Origin of the sequence: Sphingomonas jaspsi DSM 18422, from assembly GCF_000585415.1 — a bacterium.
Classification (GTDB): Bacteria; Pseudomonadota; Alphaproteobacteria; order Sphingomonadales; family Sphingomonadaceae; genus Sphingomicrobium; species Sphingomicrobium jaspsi.
Genome location: NZ_KK073876.1, coordinates 420,961 through 435,114, shown reverse-complemented (window position 1 = coordinate 435,114; position 14,154 = coordinate 420,961). Strand labels below are relative to the sequence as shown.

At 63.5% G+C, this 14,154-nt stretch carries 14 protein-coding genes; 5 read left to right on the top strand and 9 right to left on the bottom strand.

What is annotated here, in order from left to right:
- Positions 1-22 precede the first annotated feature (22 nt).
- Entirely contained in the window at positions 23-523 is a 501-nt protein-coding gene (locus G570_RS02240) for a thiamine phosphate synthase (RefSeq protein WP_051503949.1), read from the top strand.
- Here G570_RS02240 and G570_RS02235 read toward each other — a convergent pair.
- Complete coding sequence (locus G570_RS02235) at positions 513-1,205, bottom strand: porin (RefSeq protein WP_037498707.1); 693 nt, start codon at positions 1,203-1,205, stop codon at positions 513-515. The two genes, G570_RS02240 and G570_RS02235, sit on opposite strands and share 11 nt — an antisense overlap.
- 241 nt (positions 1,206-1,446) lie before the next feature.
- Between G570_RS02235 and G570_RS02230 the strand changes: the two genes are divergently transcribed.
- The 4 genes from G570_RS02230 to holA are packed head-to-tail and all read left to right on the top strand — an operon-like array spanning position 1,447 to position 5,898.
- On the top strand, positions 1,447-1,851 hold the full coding sequence (locus G570_RS02230) for a DUF3576 domain-containing protein (protein WP_051503948.1): 405 nt from the start codon (positions 1,447-1,449) through the stop codon (positions 1,849-1,851).
- Positions 1,852-1,862: 11 nt separating this feature from the next.
- A complete protein-coding gene (gene leuS / locus G570_RS02225; protein WP_037498699.1) occupies positions 1,863-4,385 on the top strand; it encodes a leucine--tRNA ligase in 2,523 nt (840 codons plus the stop codon).
- The gene (gene lptE, locus G570_RS02220) at positions 4,385-4,882 is read left to right on the top strand and encodes an LPS assembly lipoprotein LptE (protein ID WP_037498696.1); all 498 of its coding nucleotides are present in this window, start codon (positions 4,385-4,387) and stop codon (positions 4,880-4,882) included. Before leuS ends, lptE begins: the two co-directional genes overlap by 1 nt.
- The gene (gene holA, locus G570_RS02215; RefSeq protein WP_037498693.1) at positions 4,879-5,898 is read left to right on the top strand and encodes a DNA polymerase III subunit delta; all 1,020 of its coding nucleotides are present in this window, start codon (positions 4,879-4,881) and stop codon (positions 5,896-5,898) included. Before lptE ends, holA begins: the two co-directional genes overlap by 4 nt.
- 2 nt (positions 5,899-5,900) lie before the next feature.
- Here holA and G570_RS02210 read toward each other — a convergent pair whose 3' ends face one another.
- The 8 genes from G570_RS02210 to rho all read right to left on the bottom strand — a co-directional run bounded on the left by G570_RS02210 (position 5,901) and on the right by rho (position 14,052).
- Positions 5,901-6,779, bottom strand: coding sequence for a ParB/RepB/Spo0J family partition protein (locus G570_RS02210; RefSeq protein ID WP_037498691.1), 879 nt, complete (start codon positions 6,777-6,779; stop codon positions 5,901-5,903).
- Complete coding sequence (locus G570_RS02205; RefSeq protein ID WP_037498687.1) at positions 6,776-7,561, bottom strand: ParA family protein; 786 nt, start codon at positions 7,559-7,561, stop codon at positions 6,776-6,778. Before G570_RS02205 ends, G570_RS02210 begins: the two co-directional genes overlap by 4 nt.
- The gene (gene rsmG, locus G570_RS02200; protein ID WP_051503947.1) at positions 7,558-8,169 is read right to left on the bottom strand and encodes a 16S rRNA (guanine(527)-N(7))-methyltransferase RsmG; all 612 of its coding nucleotides are present in this window, start codon (positions 8,167-8,169) and stop codon (positions 7,558-7,560) included. The genes G570_RS02205 and rsmG overlap by 4 nt, the downstream gene beginning before the upstream one ends.
- The gene (gene mnmG, locus G570_RS02195) at positions 8,166-9,968 is read right to left on the bottom strand and encodes a tRNA uridine-5-carboxymethylaminomethyl(34) synthesis enzyme MnmG (protein ID WP_037498684.1); all 1,803 of its coding nucleotides are present in this window, start codon (positions 9,966-9,968) and stop codon (positions 8,166-8,168) included. The genes rsmG and mnmG overlap by 4 nt, the downstream gene beginning before the upstream one ends.
- A 60-nt stretch (positions 9,969-10,028) precedes the next feature.
- On the bottom strand, positions 10,029-11,312 hold the full coding sequence (gene mnmE, locus G570_RS02190; protein ID WP_037498681.1) for a tRNA uridine-5-carboxymethylaminomethyl(34) synthesis GTPase MnmE: 1,284 nt from the start codon (positions 11,310-11,312) through the stop codon (positions 10,029-10,031).
- Entirely contained in the window at positions 11,312-12,037 is a 726-nt protein-coding gene (locus G570_RS02185; RefSeq protein WP_037498678.1) for a YjbE family putative metal transport protein, read from the bottom strand. Before G570_RS02185 ends, mnmE begins: the two co-directional genes overlap by 1 nt.
- A 76-nt stretch (positions 12,038-12,113) precedes the next feature.
- Positions 12,114-12,731: a YjbE family putative metal transport protein gene (locus G570_RS02180; RefSeq protein ID WP_051503946.1), complete on the bottom strand. Its 618-nt coding sequence runs from the start codon at positions 12,729-12,731 to the stop codon at positions 12,114-12,116.
- 64 nt (positions 12,732-12,795) lie between these two features.
- Positions 12,796-14,052, bottom strand: coding sequence for a transcription termination factor Rho (rho, locus tag G570_RS02175; protein WP_037498672.1), 1,257 nt, complete (start codon positions 14,050-14,052; stop codon positions 12,796-12,798).
- Between the last annotated feature and the right edge of the window lie 102 nt (positions 14,053-14,154).

The following is a 14,154-nucleotide window of genomic DNA, read 5'->3' as shown; positions in this document are numbered from 1 at the left end:
AACGTGGCCCAAACGTTGGCTGATGACCGACGAGAGAATGGGTGCTGCCCTATGGTCCGCATTGCGCGCGCTGCCGCGCGGTAGCGGGGTGATCGTTCGTCACGACACGCTGGATCGCGCGGCACGCCTGAGACTGGCGCTGAAGGTGGGGTCGATCGCCAAGCGGCGCGGTCTTGTACTTGGCGTCGCGGGAGACGTCGGTTTGGCACGGCTGATCGGCGCAGAGCTTGTCCACCGGCCAGCGGGGGCTTGCGGCCTCATGCCGCGAAGTTTTCCGGTGCATGACGAAAGCGAAGCGCGACTCGCTCGCCGGATCAGCGCAGACCTTGTGTTGGTATCTCCCATCTTTCCGACCTCGTCGCATCCCGACGGGCAGGCGCTTGGCTCAGCCGAGGCGAAGCGGTTGGCGCGCATCGCAGGAACGACTGCGATCGCGCTCGGCGGGATGAACGAGTGGCGGTGGCACGCCCTAGGACGCCCCTTCCACGGCTACGCCGGTATCGATTGCTGGATCAGAACTTGACGGCAGTGCCGACGTAAACGGCCTTGTCGTCGCGCCGGTCTTCGGCCAGCGCCGGAATCTGGTCGCGTTCGATCTTGTAGCGAACGCCGCCGTTCACCGCGATATTGCGGCTGATGTTGTAGCTGGCGCCGACATCGACGGCCACGCTGTCCGGCCGCGACAGGCGAGCGATCTGGCTGTCGTTGCGTTCGCCGGAGAAGGCGACGCGACCGGTCAGCTTCTTGAGATCGTAGCTGACACCCACCACCGCAGTTTCGCGCGTGCCGATCGTCGGATCGATGCTGCGCGTGCGGCTGACATCGCCAGCCACCGCGAGTCGGCGCCAGCCGACCGACGCGCCGAGATTGTAATTGGTCGGGGCCAGCGCCGTCGGCGCACTTGCCACCGCAACTTCGACCGGACGTGCCGGGGTCGGCATGCCCGTTCCGCCGCGGACCGCGACTCGCACCTGCGACGGCCGACCCTTGGCCGCAGCCGGGGTGAAGCGGAATTCGTTGAGCGAGCGATTGGCGAACATCGCCGCCAGCCGGGGATCTGCCATCGCCGGCGTGAAGCTCGAAACCTTGTCGAAATTCAAGGAGATAGCGGCCGGACGATCCTGCCCGGCAGCCGCCAGGCCGATCGACGGAACGAGGACGAGCGCAGCGGCCGCCAGCGCGAACGCCGTCTTCCGAGCTATCATGTCGTCCCTGCTACGCACGCAAAAACACTCCTGTTCCTGACCTTACATAGTTCGACGAGGCTGACAGTTCCATGACTCTGCGCGATTCGCCACCGCCCTGTTGCCCGAAGTCCACAAATGAAACATTCGACGACAGGCATTGCGACGCTTGCCGAGGCGCGTGCAGCATCTATAACGCCTGTCGACCACACTTCTTGTAACGAGAGCAACCATGTCCCGTCTGACCCTTACCATTGCCGCGATGGCCGCCATGGGCACCGCGCTCACCGGCTGTTCGAAGGACAAGAATATCCCGACCGAGCTGGCCCCGTCGAAAATGACGATGATCGGCGTCAACAGCTATCTGTGGCGCGCGGCCGTCGACACGCTCGGCTTTGCCCCGCTGGTGACGGCCGACAGCAACGGCGGCGTCCTTGTCACCGACTGGTACACCAATCCGCGCACCCCCGGCGAACGGGTCAAGCTGACCGTGTCGATCACCGACCAGGACCTGCGCGCCGATGCGCTCAAGGTTGCCGCCAGCCGCCAGGTCAACCAAGGCGGACAGTGGGTCGACGCGCCCGTATCGGCTGCGACGGTGCAAAAGCTTGAGGACATCATCCTCACCCGCGCCCGCGACCTGCGCCGCACCACTGTCGGCGGCTAAGGCTTGATCAAATGACCGACCGCTTCGATCCGGCGGTTGCCGACCGGCGCTGGCAGCAGCGTTGGGCGGACGCCAAGACTTTTGAGGCCGATTCGTCGAGCCCCAAGCCCAAGTCTTACGTGCTCGAGATGTTTCCCTATCCCTCGGGACGCATCCACATGGGCCATGTCCGCAACTACACCATGGGCGACGTGCTCGCCCGTTATAGGCGTATGCAGGGGTTCGAGGTGCTCCACCCGATGGGATGGGACGCATTCGGCATGCCGGCCGAAAATGCGGCGATGGAACAGAAGGTTCATCCCGGCAGCTGGACGCGCGACAATATCGCCACCATGCGCCAGCAGCTGAAGCGGATCGGCTTCGCGCTGGACTGGAGCCGCGAGCTCGCCACCTGCGAACCCGACTATTACGGTCAGGAGCAGGCGCTGTTCCTCGACCTGATGGAAGCCGGCCTCGTCTATCGCAAGGAAAGCGAGGTCAACTGGGACCCGGTCGACATGACCGTGCTGGCCAATGAGCAGGTGATCGACGGAAAGGGCTGGCGGTCCGGCGCCACCGTCGAGCGCAAGAAATTGAGTCAGTGGTTCCTCAAGATCACCGACTTCGCGGAGGAACTGCTCGACGGCCTCGGCACGCTCGACCAGTGGCCTGACAAGGTCCGGCTAATGCAGGAAAACTGGATCGGCAAAAGCCGCGGGATGCAGTTCTGTTTCCGCCTGGCCGATACGCCGCCGGGCGGCGGGGCGTGCGATATCGAAGTCTTCACCACCCGGCCGGATACCATTTTCGGTGCCAGCTTCGTCGCCATATCGCCCGGCCATCCGATCGCCGAAGCGCTTGCCGCCGAACGGCCCGAGGTCGCCGATTTCATCGCCAAGGCACGCGCCGGCGGCACCAGCGCGGCGGAGATCGAGACGGCCGAGAAGCTGGGCTTCGATACCGGGCTGGAAGTCGTCCACCCGTTCGATCCCGATTGGCGCCTGCCCGTCTGGATCGCCAATTTCGTGCTGATGGATTACGGTACCGGCGCGCTCTACGGCGTGCCCGCCCACGATGTGCGCGATTTCGAATTCGCGACAAAATATGGCCTGCCGATCCGCCGCGTGGTCGCTGCCAATCCGTCCGGCGAGTCGGACCCGGTGGTCGAAGCCGAAACTGACTATGGCGTCGCCGTCAATTCGCAGTTCCTCGACGGCATGACCAGCGAGGCCGCCAAGGCCGAGGTTATCAACCGCGCCGAGACGGCAGGCTGGGGCCAGGGCAAGACCCAGTACCGCCTGCGCGACTGGGGCGTCAGCCGCCAGCGCTATTGGGGCACTCCGATCCCGGTCATCCACTGCGAGGGCTGCGGCCCGGTCGGCGTGCCGAAGGACCAGTTGCCGGTCGTGCTGCCCGACGACGTCAGCTTCGACATCCCCGGCAACCCGCTCGATCGCCATCCGACCTGGGGCAAGGTCGATTGCCCGACGTGCGGCAGGCCCGCGCGCCGCGAAACCGACACGCTCGACACCTTCGTCGATTCAAGCTGGTATTTCATCCGCTTCGCCAGCCAGCCCGACGACAGACCGTTCGACCGCGCCGAAGCGGAAAGCTGGCTGCCGGTCGGCCAATATATCGGCGGCGTGGAACATGCGATCCTCCACCTTCTCTACGCCCGCTTCTGGACCCGCGCGCTCGAACGGATCGGCAAGATTTCGCTCAAGGAGCCGTTCAAGGGCCTGTTCACGCAGGGCATGGTCACCCATGAAACCTACAAGAGCGCCGACGGTCGCTGGCTGAACCCGGTCGAGTTGGACGTGCGCGAAGGAGGCGTGCTGGTCGAAATGGCAACGGGCGCCGAGGTGTCGCGCGGCCGGGTCGAGAAGATGTCCAAGTCGAAAAAGAATACGGTCGATCCCGAACCGATTCTCGATCGCTACGGCGCCGATGCGGTGCGCTGGTTCATGCTCAGCGACAGCCCTCCCGAGCGTGACCTCGAATGGTCGGAAGGCGGCATCGAAGGTGCCAGCCGCTTCGTCCAGCGCGTGTGGCGCCTCGCGATGGCTCCCGCAGGCAATGGCGGCGACGACCTGGTGCTCCGCAAGAAGGTCCATCGTACCGTTGCTGCGGTAGGCGAAGCGATCGAGGGCCTGCAATTCAACAAGTCGGTCGCGGCGCTTTACGAGTTGACCAGCGCGATCGAGAAGGCGCCAGCCTCCGCCGATCGGGACGAAGCGATCCGCACCTTGCTGCTACTGGTCGCGCCCGGTGCACCGCATCTGGCCGAAGAGGCATGGCAGAGCCGTGGTGAAGGCGGCATGATCGCCGACGCTGCCTGGCCAGCGCACGATCCGGCGCTTCTCGTCGATGACGAAGTGACCATCGCGGTGCAGGTGAACGGCAAGCTGCGCGATACGCTGACGGCGCCCCGCGGTGCCGCCAAGGATGTAATCGAGGCGCAGGCCATCGCCCTGCCCAAGGTCCAGACCTATTTGAACGGCCCGCCGCGCAAGGTGATTGTGGTCCCCGACCGTTTGGTCAATATCGTCGCCTGATGCGTAGCACCGCCCTTCCCTTGCTGCTTGCCGCGATGCTCGGCTGTGCAGGGTGCGGGCTGCGGCCGATGTACGCCGGCGGGGGGTCGGGCCAAGTGGCAACGTCCCTTTCGGCGGTCCAGGTCGCGGCAATCCCTGAAAAGAACGGCTGGCTGATGCGCAACGCGCTGGTCGACCGGCTCGGCGGAGAGCCTTCGGCAGCCCAATATCGGCTCGACGTAGAACTTGACGACGACCTGTCCGGGCTTGGGATCCGTGGCGACAGCGCAGTGACCCGCGAACGCCGCACGCTTCGTGCACGCTACCAACTGGTCGATCTCAAGAGCGGGCTCGTCGTACTTGATGCCACGGCGGGGTCGGATGCCGGAATCGACGTGGTCAGCAGCGAATATGCGACGGTCGCTGCCGAAAATAGCGCCCAGGAGCGGTTGACCACAGTCGTCGCGGACCAGATCGTCTCGCGGCTTGGCCTGTTCATGTCCCATCCGCGCCGATGAAGGCCGCGAAGGGTCAACTTCCCGCCGCGCTGGACCGTCCAGAGCCGTCCATCCGCTTCTACCTGTTTCATGGTCCCGACGAAGCGGGATCGCGCGCGCTCGCGCTGCGGCTGCTGAAAGGGTTGGGCAACGCCGAAAAGTTCATCATCCTGGGCAATGCCATCAAGCTCGACCCGGCCAGCCTGGCCGACGAAGCGGGTGCGATGGCGCTATTCGGCGGCCCGCGGGCGTTGTGGATTGAACCGGCCGGAGACGAGATATGCGACGGGGTGACGGCGCTGCTCGATTCGCCGGCCAGCGAGAGCGCGGTCGTTGCCGTCGCCGGACAGCTCCGCAAAACGTCGGCGCTGCTGAAGCTCGCAGAATCGCATCCGTCTGCGCTTGCCCATTGCTCCTACGTCCCTGAAGGCCGCGACATGGAGCGGGTGATCACCGAGCTTGGCCGCAGCCACGGCCTCAGGATGGTGCCGGACGTCGCCCAGCGCGTTGCTGCGGCGGCCAACAACAACCAGGCCATCGCCGAGCGTGAACTCGAAAAATTCGCGCTGTTTCTCGGCGCGGGCGGCGACCGCACGGCCGAACTCGACCATGCGACCATCGATGCCATCGGTGCCGACAGCGCAGAGGGCGACTGGCTGAAGCTTGGCGATCTGGCTTTGGCGGGCCGAATGGATGCGCTGGTCGAGGAGTTGGCGCGACTTCCCCACGGGGGCGCGGAGAGCATTCCGATCCTCCGCGCCCTTCAGCGTAGGTTGTTGATGCTTGCCCCGCTACGCGCGCGGATGGAACGCGGTGAACGGCTTGACGCCGTCATGACGTCGTTCGGTAAAGCTTTGTTCTGGAAGGACAAACCGCTCGTCCAGCGGTTGCTGTCTACATGGTCGGCCGACCGGATCGCCGAAGCGGCCAGTCGCGTCGGGGCGCTCGAGCGCGAATTGATCTTCGGCATGGCCGAAAGCGAGGCGGCGCTCGGCGAAACACTGGTTACGCTGGCCAGAGCGGCCCGCCCACGCTGACGTCAAATTGGCTCGCCGCTCAGCCGCTGGCAAATCATGTCGAGTTGGTCGAGCGTAGAATAGTGGAGTGCCACCGTCCCGCCCGACTTGCCGTGCGCGACCTTCACACGCAATCCCAGCAGGTCGCCAAGTTGCCGCTCAAGCGCCGCCAGGTCGGCATCCACCGCGCTCGCCCCGGTCCGGCTTACCGATTTCGTCTCGATCGGGGCCTTGGCCTGCTTGACCCGCTGTTCAGCCTGGCGGACCGATAGCCCGCCCGCCACGATCTCCCGCGCCAGCGAGGTCGGATCATCCGCATTGGCAATCGCGCGGGCATGGCCCATGCTGATATCGCCTCGCAACAACATTTCGCGAACGTCGTCCGGAAGATCGAGTAATCTCAACAGGTTGGCGATGTGGCTACGCGACTTGCCCACCAGTTTCGAAACGGCATCCTGGGTGTGGCCATAGGTCAGGATCAGCTGGCGATAGCCCTCGGCTTCTTCGATCGCGTTAAGGTCCTCGCGCTGGATATTCTCGATCAGGGCCAATTCGGCGGTTGCCGCGTCGTCGATGTCGCGGACCAGCGCGGGGATTTTATGGAGCCGCGCCTTTTGCGCCGCCCTCCAACGCCGTTCGCCGGCGATGATTTCGAACCCGTCCGCCCTGGCGCGCACGAGGATTGGCTGAAGGACACCCCGTTCCGCGATCGATTCGGCCAGCTCGGCGATGGCAGCTTCGTCGAACAGTTTCCGCGGCTGCGAAGGATTGGGACGAATGCGACCAATTTCGATTTCGCGCACAATTCCTTGGTCGCGGTCGGCCGCTTGATCTTTTGGAGCGCGAACCGTTTCGTCGATCAGGGCGCTTAGGCCCCTGCCCAACCCACTGGGTTTCTTCATGCTGCCTCTGCTTCGACGCGCGGCAGGCGCGCCATGATTTCCCGTGCGAGTTTCAGATAGGCCTCGCTGCCCGGGCATTTCAGGTCGTATATCAGGGCGGGGAGCCCATGACTCGGCGCTTCGGACAGGCGTACGTTCCTGGGTACCACCGTATCGAACACCGCGTTGCCAAGGCAGGCGCGAACATCGTCGGCCACTTGCTGCGACAAATTGTTGCGCCGGTCGAACATCGTGAGCGCTACGCCGAGGATCGACAATTCCGGATTGAAGGCGACACGGATCCGTTCAACGGTCTGTAGCAGTTGGCTGAGGCCTTCCAGCGCGAAAAACTCGCACTGCAGCGGCACCAGGAGCTGGCGCGAAGCCACTAGCGCGTTGACCGTGAGGAGACCGAGCGACGGCGGGCAGTCTAGCAGGCAGATATCCCACCGCCCCTCAGGTGCCTCGTCGAACGCTTGGGAAAGCCGGTGCGTCCGGTCATCCATCGAGACCATTTCGACCTCGGCACCCGACAGATCGACCGTGGCCGGCACGAGGTCGAGGCGCGGCACCTTGGTTTCCACCGCAGCTTGTAAAAGCGTGGCCTCGCCGATCAACACGTCATAGCTGGATCGCTCGCGCGCGGATTGAGGGACACCAAGCCCGGTCGACGCGTTGCCCTGGGGGTCGAGGTCGATCAGCAATACCCGCCAACCGATCGCTGCCAACGCCGTCGCCAAGTTGATCGCGGTGGTGGTCTTCCCGACCCCGCCCTTTTGATTGGCCACGGCGACGCGGATCATCGTTCCCCCCTCGGCTTCACCCCCTGCGCGATCACGATCGATGCGTCGGGGCTGGTCATGCTCGGAACCAGTTCGAACACACCCTGCCATGTTCGGCGCGCGTCATCCAGTTCCGATTTGGCGCTTTGGCCCTTGGGGAGTACCCATTTCGTCCCGCTGTGTGCCAAATGGGATGCAAGCCCGAACAGTTTCGGTAGCGCCGCCACTGCGCGGGCGGTTATCACGTCGAACGTTTCGGCGCAGCGCTCCGCCTTCCCGTGGAATATGGCTGCCGATTGCAGGTCGAGCGCTTCCACTACGCGCGACAGAAACTCTACGCGCAAACGGCGCGGCTCTATCAACATAATGGGGCTGCCGAGAATGGCGATGATGACGCCCGGAAGGCCGGGTCCCGATCCGATGTCGCACCAACGCTCGCTTGGTGTGGAATGCGTGACGAGCTGCGCGGCGTCGTAGATATGGCGTTCCCAGACCTGTTCGACGGTCTTAGAACTTATCAAATTCTGCTTGGCGTTTTCCTCGAGAAGCATCGCCACGAACAGCTGAATTTTCTCCAATGTTTCACGTGGAACAGTTCGTCCCGACAGGGCATCAAGTCGATCGATCATGCTGCCGAACGGACGAGCGCAAAGTGTAGTGCGGACAATGCGGCAGGCGTAATGCCGGCCAGACGCGATGCCTGGTCTAGGTTCGACGGCCGAGACGCTCGGAGCCGTTCCTTCATTTCGTTGGATAAGCCCGGCACGGCCTCATAATCGAAGTCGCTCCCTATTATTGCCATTGAGTCGCGCTGCCGGTTTCTGTGCTCATTCCTCTGACGTTCGAGATACGGTGCATATTGTGCATCATCGAGCGCCTCTTCCGCACCGGGGCCTGCAGGCAGACGGGACCTGACAAATGCTATGGCGTCATCCCGTCGCGCCCACTCCGCGAGCGACTTTCGATCCGAACCCTGCAGGCCGAGTTCCCCCGCCGAAACTTCTTGCTCGAGGGCATCGGAAGCATCGGCGTGCTGGCGTAGACGCTCTTCCACCAGTGACTGTCGATATTCATCGAGCAATCTTAGGCGAATCGCTGTTGGGCCAAGGCGTGTGATGGCGTTGTCCGCGCGCAAGTGAAGCCGATATTCAGAACGAGCGGTCAGCATCCGATAAGGCTCACTCACGCCTTGGAGTGTGAGGTCGTCGACCATCACGCCGACATAGGACTCAGCGCGATCCGGGATGAATGCATCAAGGCCAAGGCCCACGGCTGAAGCATTAGCACCGGCCACCAACCCTTGCGCGCCCGCCTCTTCATAGCCCGTCGTGCCATTGATCTGACCGGCAAAAAACAGTCCTTGAAGGTCACCATGTTCGAGCGTCGAGCTCAGCCTGCGGGGGTCACCATATTGATATTCGACCGCGTAGCCGTACTGGACGACTTTCGCCCGCTCCAAGCCTGGAATGGATCGAATGACGGCATCTTGCGTCTCGGCCGACAAGGATGTCGAAATCCCGTTCGGATAAACAAGATGGTCGTCCAGCCCCTCCGGCTCGAGGAAGATTTGATGGCCGTCCCGATCGCCGAACCGAACGATCTTGTCTTCGATGGACGGGCAATAGCGCGGTCCCCGGCCCTCAATGCTGCCTGCAAAAAGCGGCGAATGATTCAGGCCGGCGCGGATCGCGTCATGTGTGCGCCCGGTTGTTCGGGTGATGGCGCAACTCAATTGAGGAAGCGATTTTGCTGCCAACTCCATCGACATGGACCATTCGGTGTCATCGCTGGGTTGGGGCACGACCGCGGACCAATCGATCGATCGACCATCGATCCTCGGGGGCGTCCCAGTCTTCAGCCTGCCTGCAGCCAGCCCCAGTTCCCTTACCTGCCCTGCGAGCCGGTCGGAAGCGTTAGCCCCTGCACGCCCCCCACGCCATTGTTCGAGACCGCGGAACAGGGTGGCGCCGAGAAACGTGCCTGTAGCAAGGACCACCGCTGGGGCAGCCAGCGTGTTTCCGTCGGCCAGCGCTACCCCTGCGACGGCGGCACCATGGATCAGCAGGCCCGACACCTCACCTTCGATTACGGTGACGCCGTGCCCAGCCAGGGCCGCTTGAACCGACGTGCGAAACCGGCGGCGGTCGGCTTGGACGCGTGGGCCTCTGACTGCGCTACCCTTCGACGCGTTCAACATTCGCCGGTGAATTGCCGCCCGGTCGGCAGCTACCGCCATGATGCCGCCCAGCGCGTCAATCTCTCGGACCAAGTGCCCCTTACCGACGCCCCCGATAGACGGGTTGCACGACATTTGACCAATGTCGTCCCGGCTGAAGCTAACCAGCGCTACGCGCGCACCACGGCGAGCCGCCGCGGCAGCAGCCTCTACGCCAGCATGGCCTCCACCAATGACAATGACATGGAACACGGCGCGGCATTTATCGGATCGGCAGCGGCGCGGCAATGTTTCACGTGAAACGTCCAATCCTCACTTTCCGAGGCAGAACTTGCCAAACAAGGAGTCGAGCAGATCTTCTACCCCAGCCCTGCCACTGATAGCATCGATGGCCACCCTGGCGGTGCGCAGCTCCTCCGCCACAAGTAAAGCGTCAGACAGGCTGGCGGCCCGGGTTAGTGCCGCCTCGGCATCACCGAGGAGACGAAATTGTCGGCGATCGAGCGTCAATTCGTCGCCTTTCGGCATCAAAGCAGCGGCACGCTGACGAACTTCGGCAATCAGCTCCTGGACGCCCTCGCCGCTTACCGATGACAGTCTTAGGCCGCCGCGTTCGGCGGGTTGCGCCAGATCGGATTTGCTAGCTACTTGGATTGCCCCCGCAGGCTTTTCGCAAGGTGAGCCAAGCCAGACCAAAATGTCGGCCTGTTCGATCTGCTCCTTCGCGCGTCTGATGCCGATGGCCTCCACCTCGTCACCCGTAGCGCGAAGGCCGGCGGTATCGACCAGCAGGAAGGGAATGCCGCCAATCGAAACCGGGATTTCGATGACATCTCTCGTCGTGCCGGCGATGGGCGTTACGATCGCCTTGTCATATCCTACTATCCTGTTGATAAGACTTGATTTTCCGGCATTTGTTGGTCCGGCGACCACGACCCTTACGCCGTCGCGCAAGGGTTCGACCCTCGGTGCGGTCAACAACAGCGCGATTTCCTGTCTGAGATGTGCGATCGCGGGCCGGAGGTCCGGAGCGGTCTCCCCATCCTCCTCATCCGCATAGTCTATCGCCACTTCGGCCTGTGCCGACAGCGCAAGGAGACGCTCCCGCCACTCGTCCAGCCGGCGGCGAAAGGCTCCCCCGGCCCTCGCCATCGCCGATCGTCGCTGTACCTCCGTCTCCGCGGCCAACAGATCGGCCAAACCTTCCGCTTCGGTAAGGTCGATGCGTCCGTTGACGAGCGCCCGACGGGTGAATTCGCCGGGCTGCGCGATCCGGCAACCCGGCTGTTCGACCAACGCCGCCAGGACGGCATCGACCGTCGCCCTTCCGCCATGGCAGTGGAATTCGACCAAATCTTCCCCGGTTGCCGTTCGAGGGCCCGGAAATGCGATAACAAGCGCCTCGTCGAGCAACATGTCGCTTCCCGGGCGCCGAATGTGACGCAGCGACGCAAGCCGCGGCTCAGGAAGAGACCCGGCCAACGCTTGCGCCGCCGCAAAGGCCTGAGGCCCGCTGCAGCGGATGACACCGATACCGGCCGGCGGGCGACCGCTCGACAGCGCGACGATCGTATCGGCGGCCTCAGTGGGAGGCATCAGCCGAACAGGGTGCCGACGCCGACGTGCGGGTCGACCCACCCGTCATGGATCATTTTCGCCGCGACCCAGACGATTACCGCCAAGCCGATATAGGCAATCCAGCGATAGCGCTCGATGTAACGGGCGATGATGTTGGCGGCGACGCCCATCAGTGCCACGGCGAAGATAAGCCCGACGATCAGGATCCCGGGATGCTCGCGCGACGCGCCGGCGACGGCGAGGACATTGTCGAGGCTCATGCTGACATCCGCGACGGCAACGGCCCAAGCCGCGCTGGCGAAGCTTCGCGCCGGGCGGACACCGCTATGTTCGTCACCGGTGACTTCGGGCGACCCCGCGCTTTCGCCGCCATGGTGCAGCTCGCGCCACATCTTCCATGCCACCCACAGTAGCAGCAACCCGCCCGCCAGCACGAGGCCGACGACCTGCAACAGCTGCGATACGACCAGCGCGAACAGGATCCGCAACACCAGGGCGGCCACGACGCCGATGAGGATCACCTTGCGGCGTTGTTCCGCGGGAAGGCCCGCAGCCAAGGCGCCGACGACGATGGCATTGTCACCGGCCAGAACCAGGTCGATCAGCAGCACCTGCAGAAAGGCAGCCATTGCTCCCGGCTGGCCGATATTCGAAAAGTCCTGAATGATGGCCGACCAGATCTCGGCCGGGCTGCCGAGCGAAGCGGCTTGGGCGGCCAACGTAGCCGCCAACATGTCGATCATATCATACCCCTGTGATCAGGCGCCCTCGCCGCTCACTTGGGGTCAAACGACGCCGGAATCCAGCCCTTTTAGCCGGTCAGAGGCCAAACAGGCTTCGCAGGCCAAGCACATGTTCGCCGCCGTTCCAGCCTTCGACGATCATCGTCACCGCGACGTAGAGGATGACGACGAGGCCGATGTAGTTGATCCAGTGATAGCGCTGGATCAGGCGTGCGACATAATTTGCGGCAAAACCCATGAACAGCACTGAAAAGGTCAGGCCGATGAAAAGCAGCGAGGGATTTTCGCGCGCGATCGAGGCGACCAGCAGCACGTTGTCGAGGCTCATGCTGAGGTCGGCGACCGTGATCGCTACCGCTGCCTGAAAGAAGCTCTTCGTCGCGGGCGGTCCCTCTACCTCGGCCGTATCGGGATCGTCGGCAATCACCACCTTGGCCGGGTGCAGTTCCCGGAACATGTTGTAGGCGACCCAGAGCAGCAGGAGGCCGCCCGCGAACACCAGGCCGGTGATCTTGAGCAGCTGGGTCGCAAGCAAGGCGAACGTGATCAGGAAGATCAGCGCCATGCCGACGCCGAGCATCAGAACCTTGCGCCGCTGGCGATCGGGCAGGCCGGATGCCAGCGATCCCATGATTACGACATTGTCGCCCGCCATGGTCAGGTCGCCGATGATGATCTGACCAAGTTGGCTCATCCCGCTGGGCGTTAAGACCGACGAGAAGTTGAGCGTGGGAAAAGCCGGCACCTGGGTGGACGCCTTACTGGTTCATGCTGGCGAAGAAGTCTTCGTTGGACTTGGCGTCCTTCATCTTGTCGAGCAGGAACTGCATCGCGTCGACGGTGCCCATCTGCATCAGGATGCGGCGCAGGACCCACATCTTCGACAGGGTCGCCTGGTCGACCAGCAGTTCTTCCTTGCGGGTGCCGGACTTGCCGACGTCGAGCGACGGGAAGATGCGCTTGTCGCTGACCTTGCGGTCGAGGACGATTTCGCTGTTGCCGGTGCCCTTGAACTCTTCGAAAATGACTTCGTCCATCTTCGATCCCGTGTCGATCAGCGCAGTGGCGATGATCGAGAGCGAGCCGCCTTCCTCGATGTTACGCGCGGCACCGAAGAAGCGCTTCGGGCGCTGCAGCGCGTTGGCGTCGACGCCGCCGGTCAGCACCTTGCCCGACGAGGGGACGACAGTGTTATAGGCGCGGCCGAGTCGCGTAATGCTGTCGAGCAGGATGACGACGTCCTTCTTGTGCTCGACCAGGCGCTTGGCCTTTTCGATGACCATTTCGGCGACCTGAACGTGGCGCGAAGCGGGTTCGTCGAAGGTCGAGCTGACGACCTCGCCGTTCACGCTGCGCTGCATGTCGGTGACTTCTTCCGGACGCTCGTCGATCAGCAGGACGATCAGGAAAACTTCCGGATTATTGTCGGTGATGGCGCGGGCGATGTTCTGCAGCAGCACGGTCTTGCCGGTGCGCGGTGGCGCGACGATCAGCGCACGCTGGCCCTTGCCGAGCGGCGCGACGATGTCGATCACCCGCGCGCTCTTGTCCTTAATGGTCGGATCGAGCGTGTCGAGGCGAAGCTTGCTGTCCGGATAGAGCGGCGTGAGGTTGTCGAAATTGACGCGATGGCGAACCGCGTCGGGCTCGTCGTAATTGATCTGGCTGACCTTGGTCAGCGCGAAATAGCGTTCGCCGTCCTTGGGCGCGCGGATTTCACCTTCGACCGTGTCGCCGGTGCGCAGGCCGAACTTCCGCACGACGTTCGGCGCGACGTAAATGTCGTCGGGACCGGCGAGATAGTTGGCTTCCGGACTGCGGAGGAAGCCGAAGCCGTCGTTCAGCACCTCGATCGTACCTTGGCCCATGATCTCGGCACCGTTTTCGGCGCGGACCTTCAGGATCGAGAACATCAGGTCCTGCTTGCGCATCGTCGACGCGCCCTCGACGCCCATTTCCTCGGCCATGGCAACGAGGTCGGCGGGAGATTTCTTTTTGAGGTCCTTGAGGTGCATGGGTAGTCTTTCGAGAAACGAACTTGGGAAAAAAGGTACGCGGCAGGACGCCACGCAAAAGGTGCGACGGTCTTTGGAAAACACCGGCAAAGGAAGTCGGGC

Coding starts and splice junctions, on each gene's coding strand:
- holA (WP_037498693.1), top strand. CDS start 4,879: ATGAAGGCCGCGAAGGGTCAACTTCCCGCCGCGCTGGACCGTCCAGAG.
- G570_RS02230 (WP_051503948.1), top strand. CDS start 1,447: ATGGCCGCCATGGGCACCGCGCTCACCGGCTGTTCGAAGGACAAGAAT.
- G570_RS02240 (WP_051503949.1), top strand. CDS start 23: ATGACCGACGAGAGAATGGGTGCTGCCCTATGGTCCGCATTGCGCGCG.
- mnmE (WP_037498681.1), bottom strand. CDS start 11,312: ATGCCTCCCACTGAGGCCGCCGATACGATCGTCGCGCTGTCGAGCGGT.
- G570_RS02180 (WP_051503946.1), bottom strand. CDS start 12,731: ATGAGCCAACTTGGTCAGATCATCATCGGCGACCTGACCATGGCGGGC.
- lptE (WP_037498696.1), top strand. CDS start 4,385: ATGCGTAGCACCGCCCTTCCCTTGCTGCTTGCCGCGATGCTCGGCTGT.
- rsmG (WP_051503947.1), bottom strand. CDS start 8,169: ATGATCGATCGACTTGATGCCCTGTCGGGACGAACTGTTCCACGTGAA.
- leuS (WP_037498699.1), top strand. CDS start 1,863: ATGACCGACCGCTTCGATCCGGCGGTTGCCGACCGGCGCTGGCAGCAG.
- G570_RS02210 (WP_037498691.1), bottom strand. CDS start 6,779: ATGAAGAAACCCAGTGGGTTGGGCAGGGGCCTAAGCGCCCTGATCGAC.
- G570_RS02235 (WP_037498707.1), bottom strand. CDS start 1,205: ATGATAGCTCGGAAGACGGCGTTCGCGCTGGCGGCCGCTGCGCTCGTC.
- G570_RS02205 (WP_037498687.1), bottom strand. CDS start 7,561: ATGATCCGCGTCGCCGTGGCCAATCAAAAGGGCGGGGTCGGGAAGACC.
- G570_RS02185 (WP_037498678.1), bottom strand. CDS start 12,037: ATGATCGACATGTTGGCGGCTACGTTGGCCGCCCAAGCCGCTTCGCTC.
- rho (WP_037498672.1), bottom strand. CDS start 14,052: ATGCACCTCAAGGACCTCAAAAAGAAATCTCCCGCCGACCTCGTTGCC.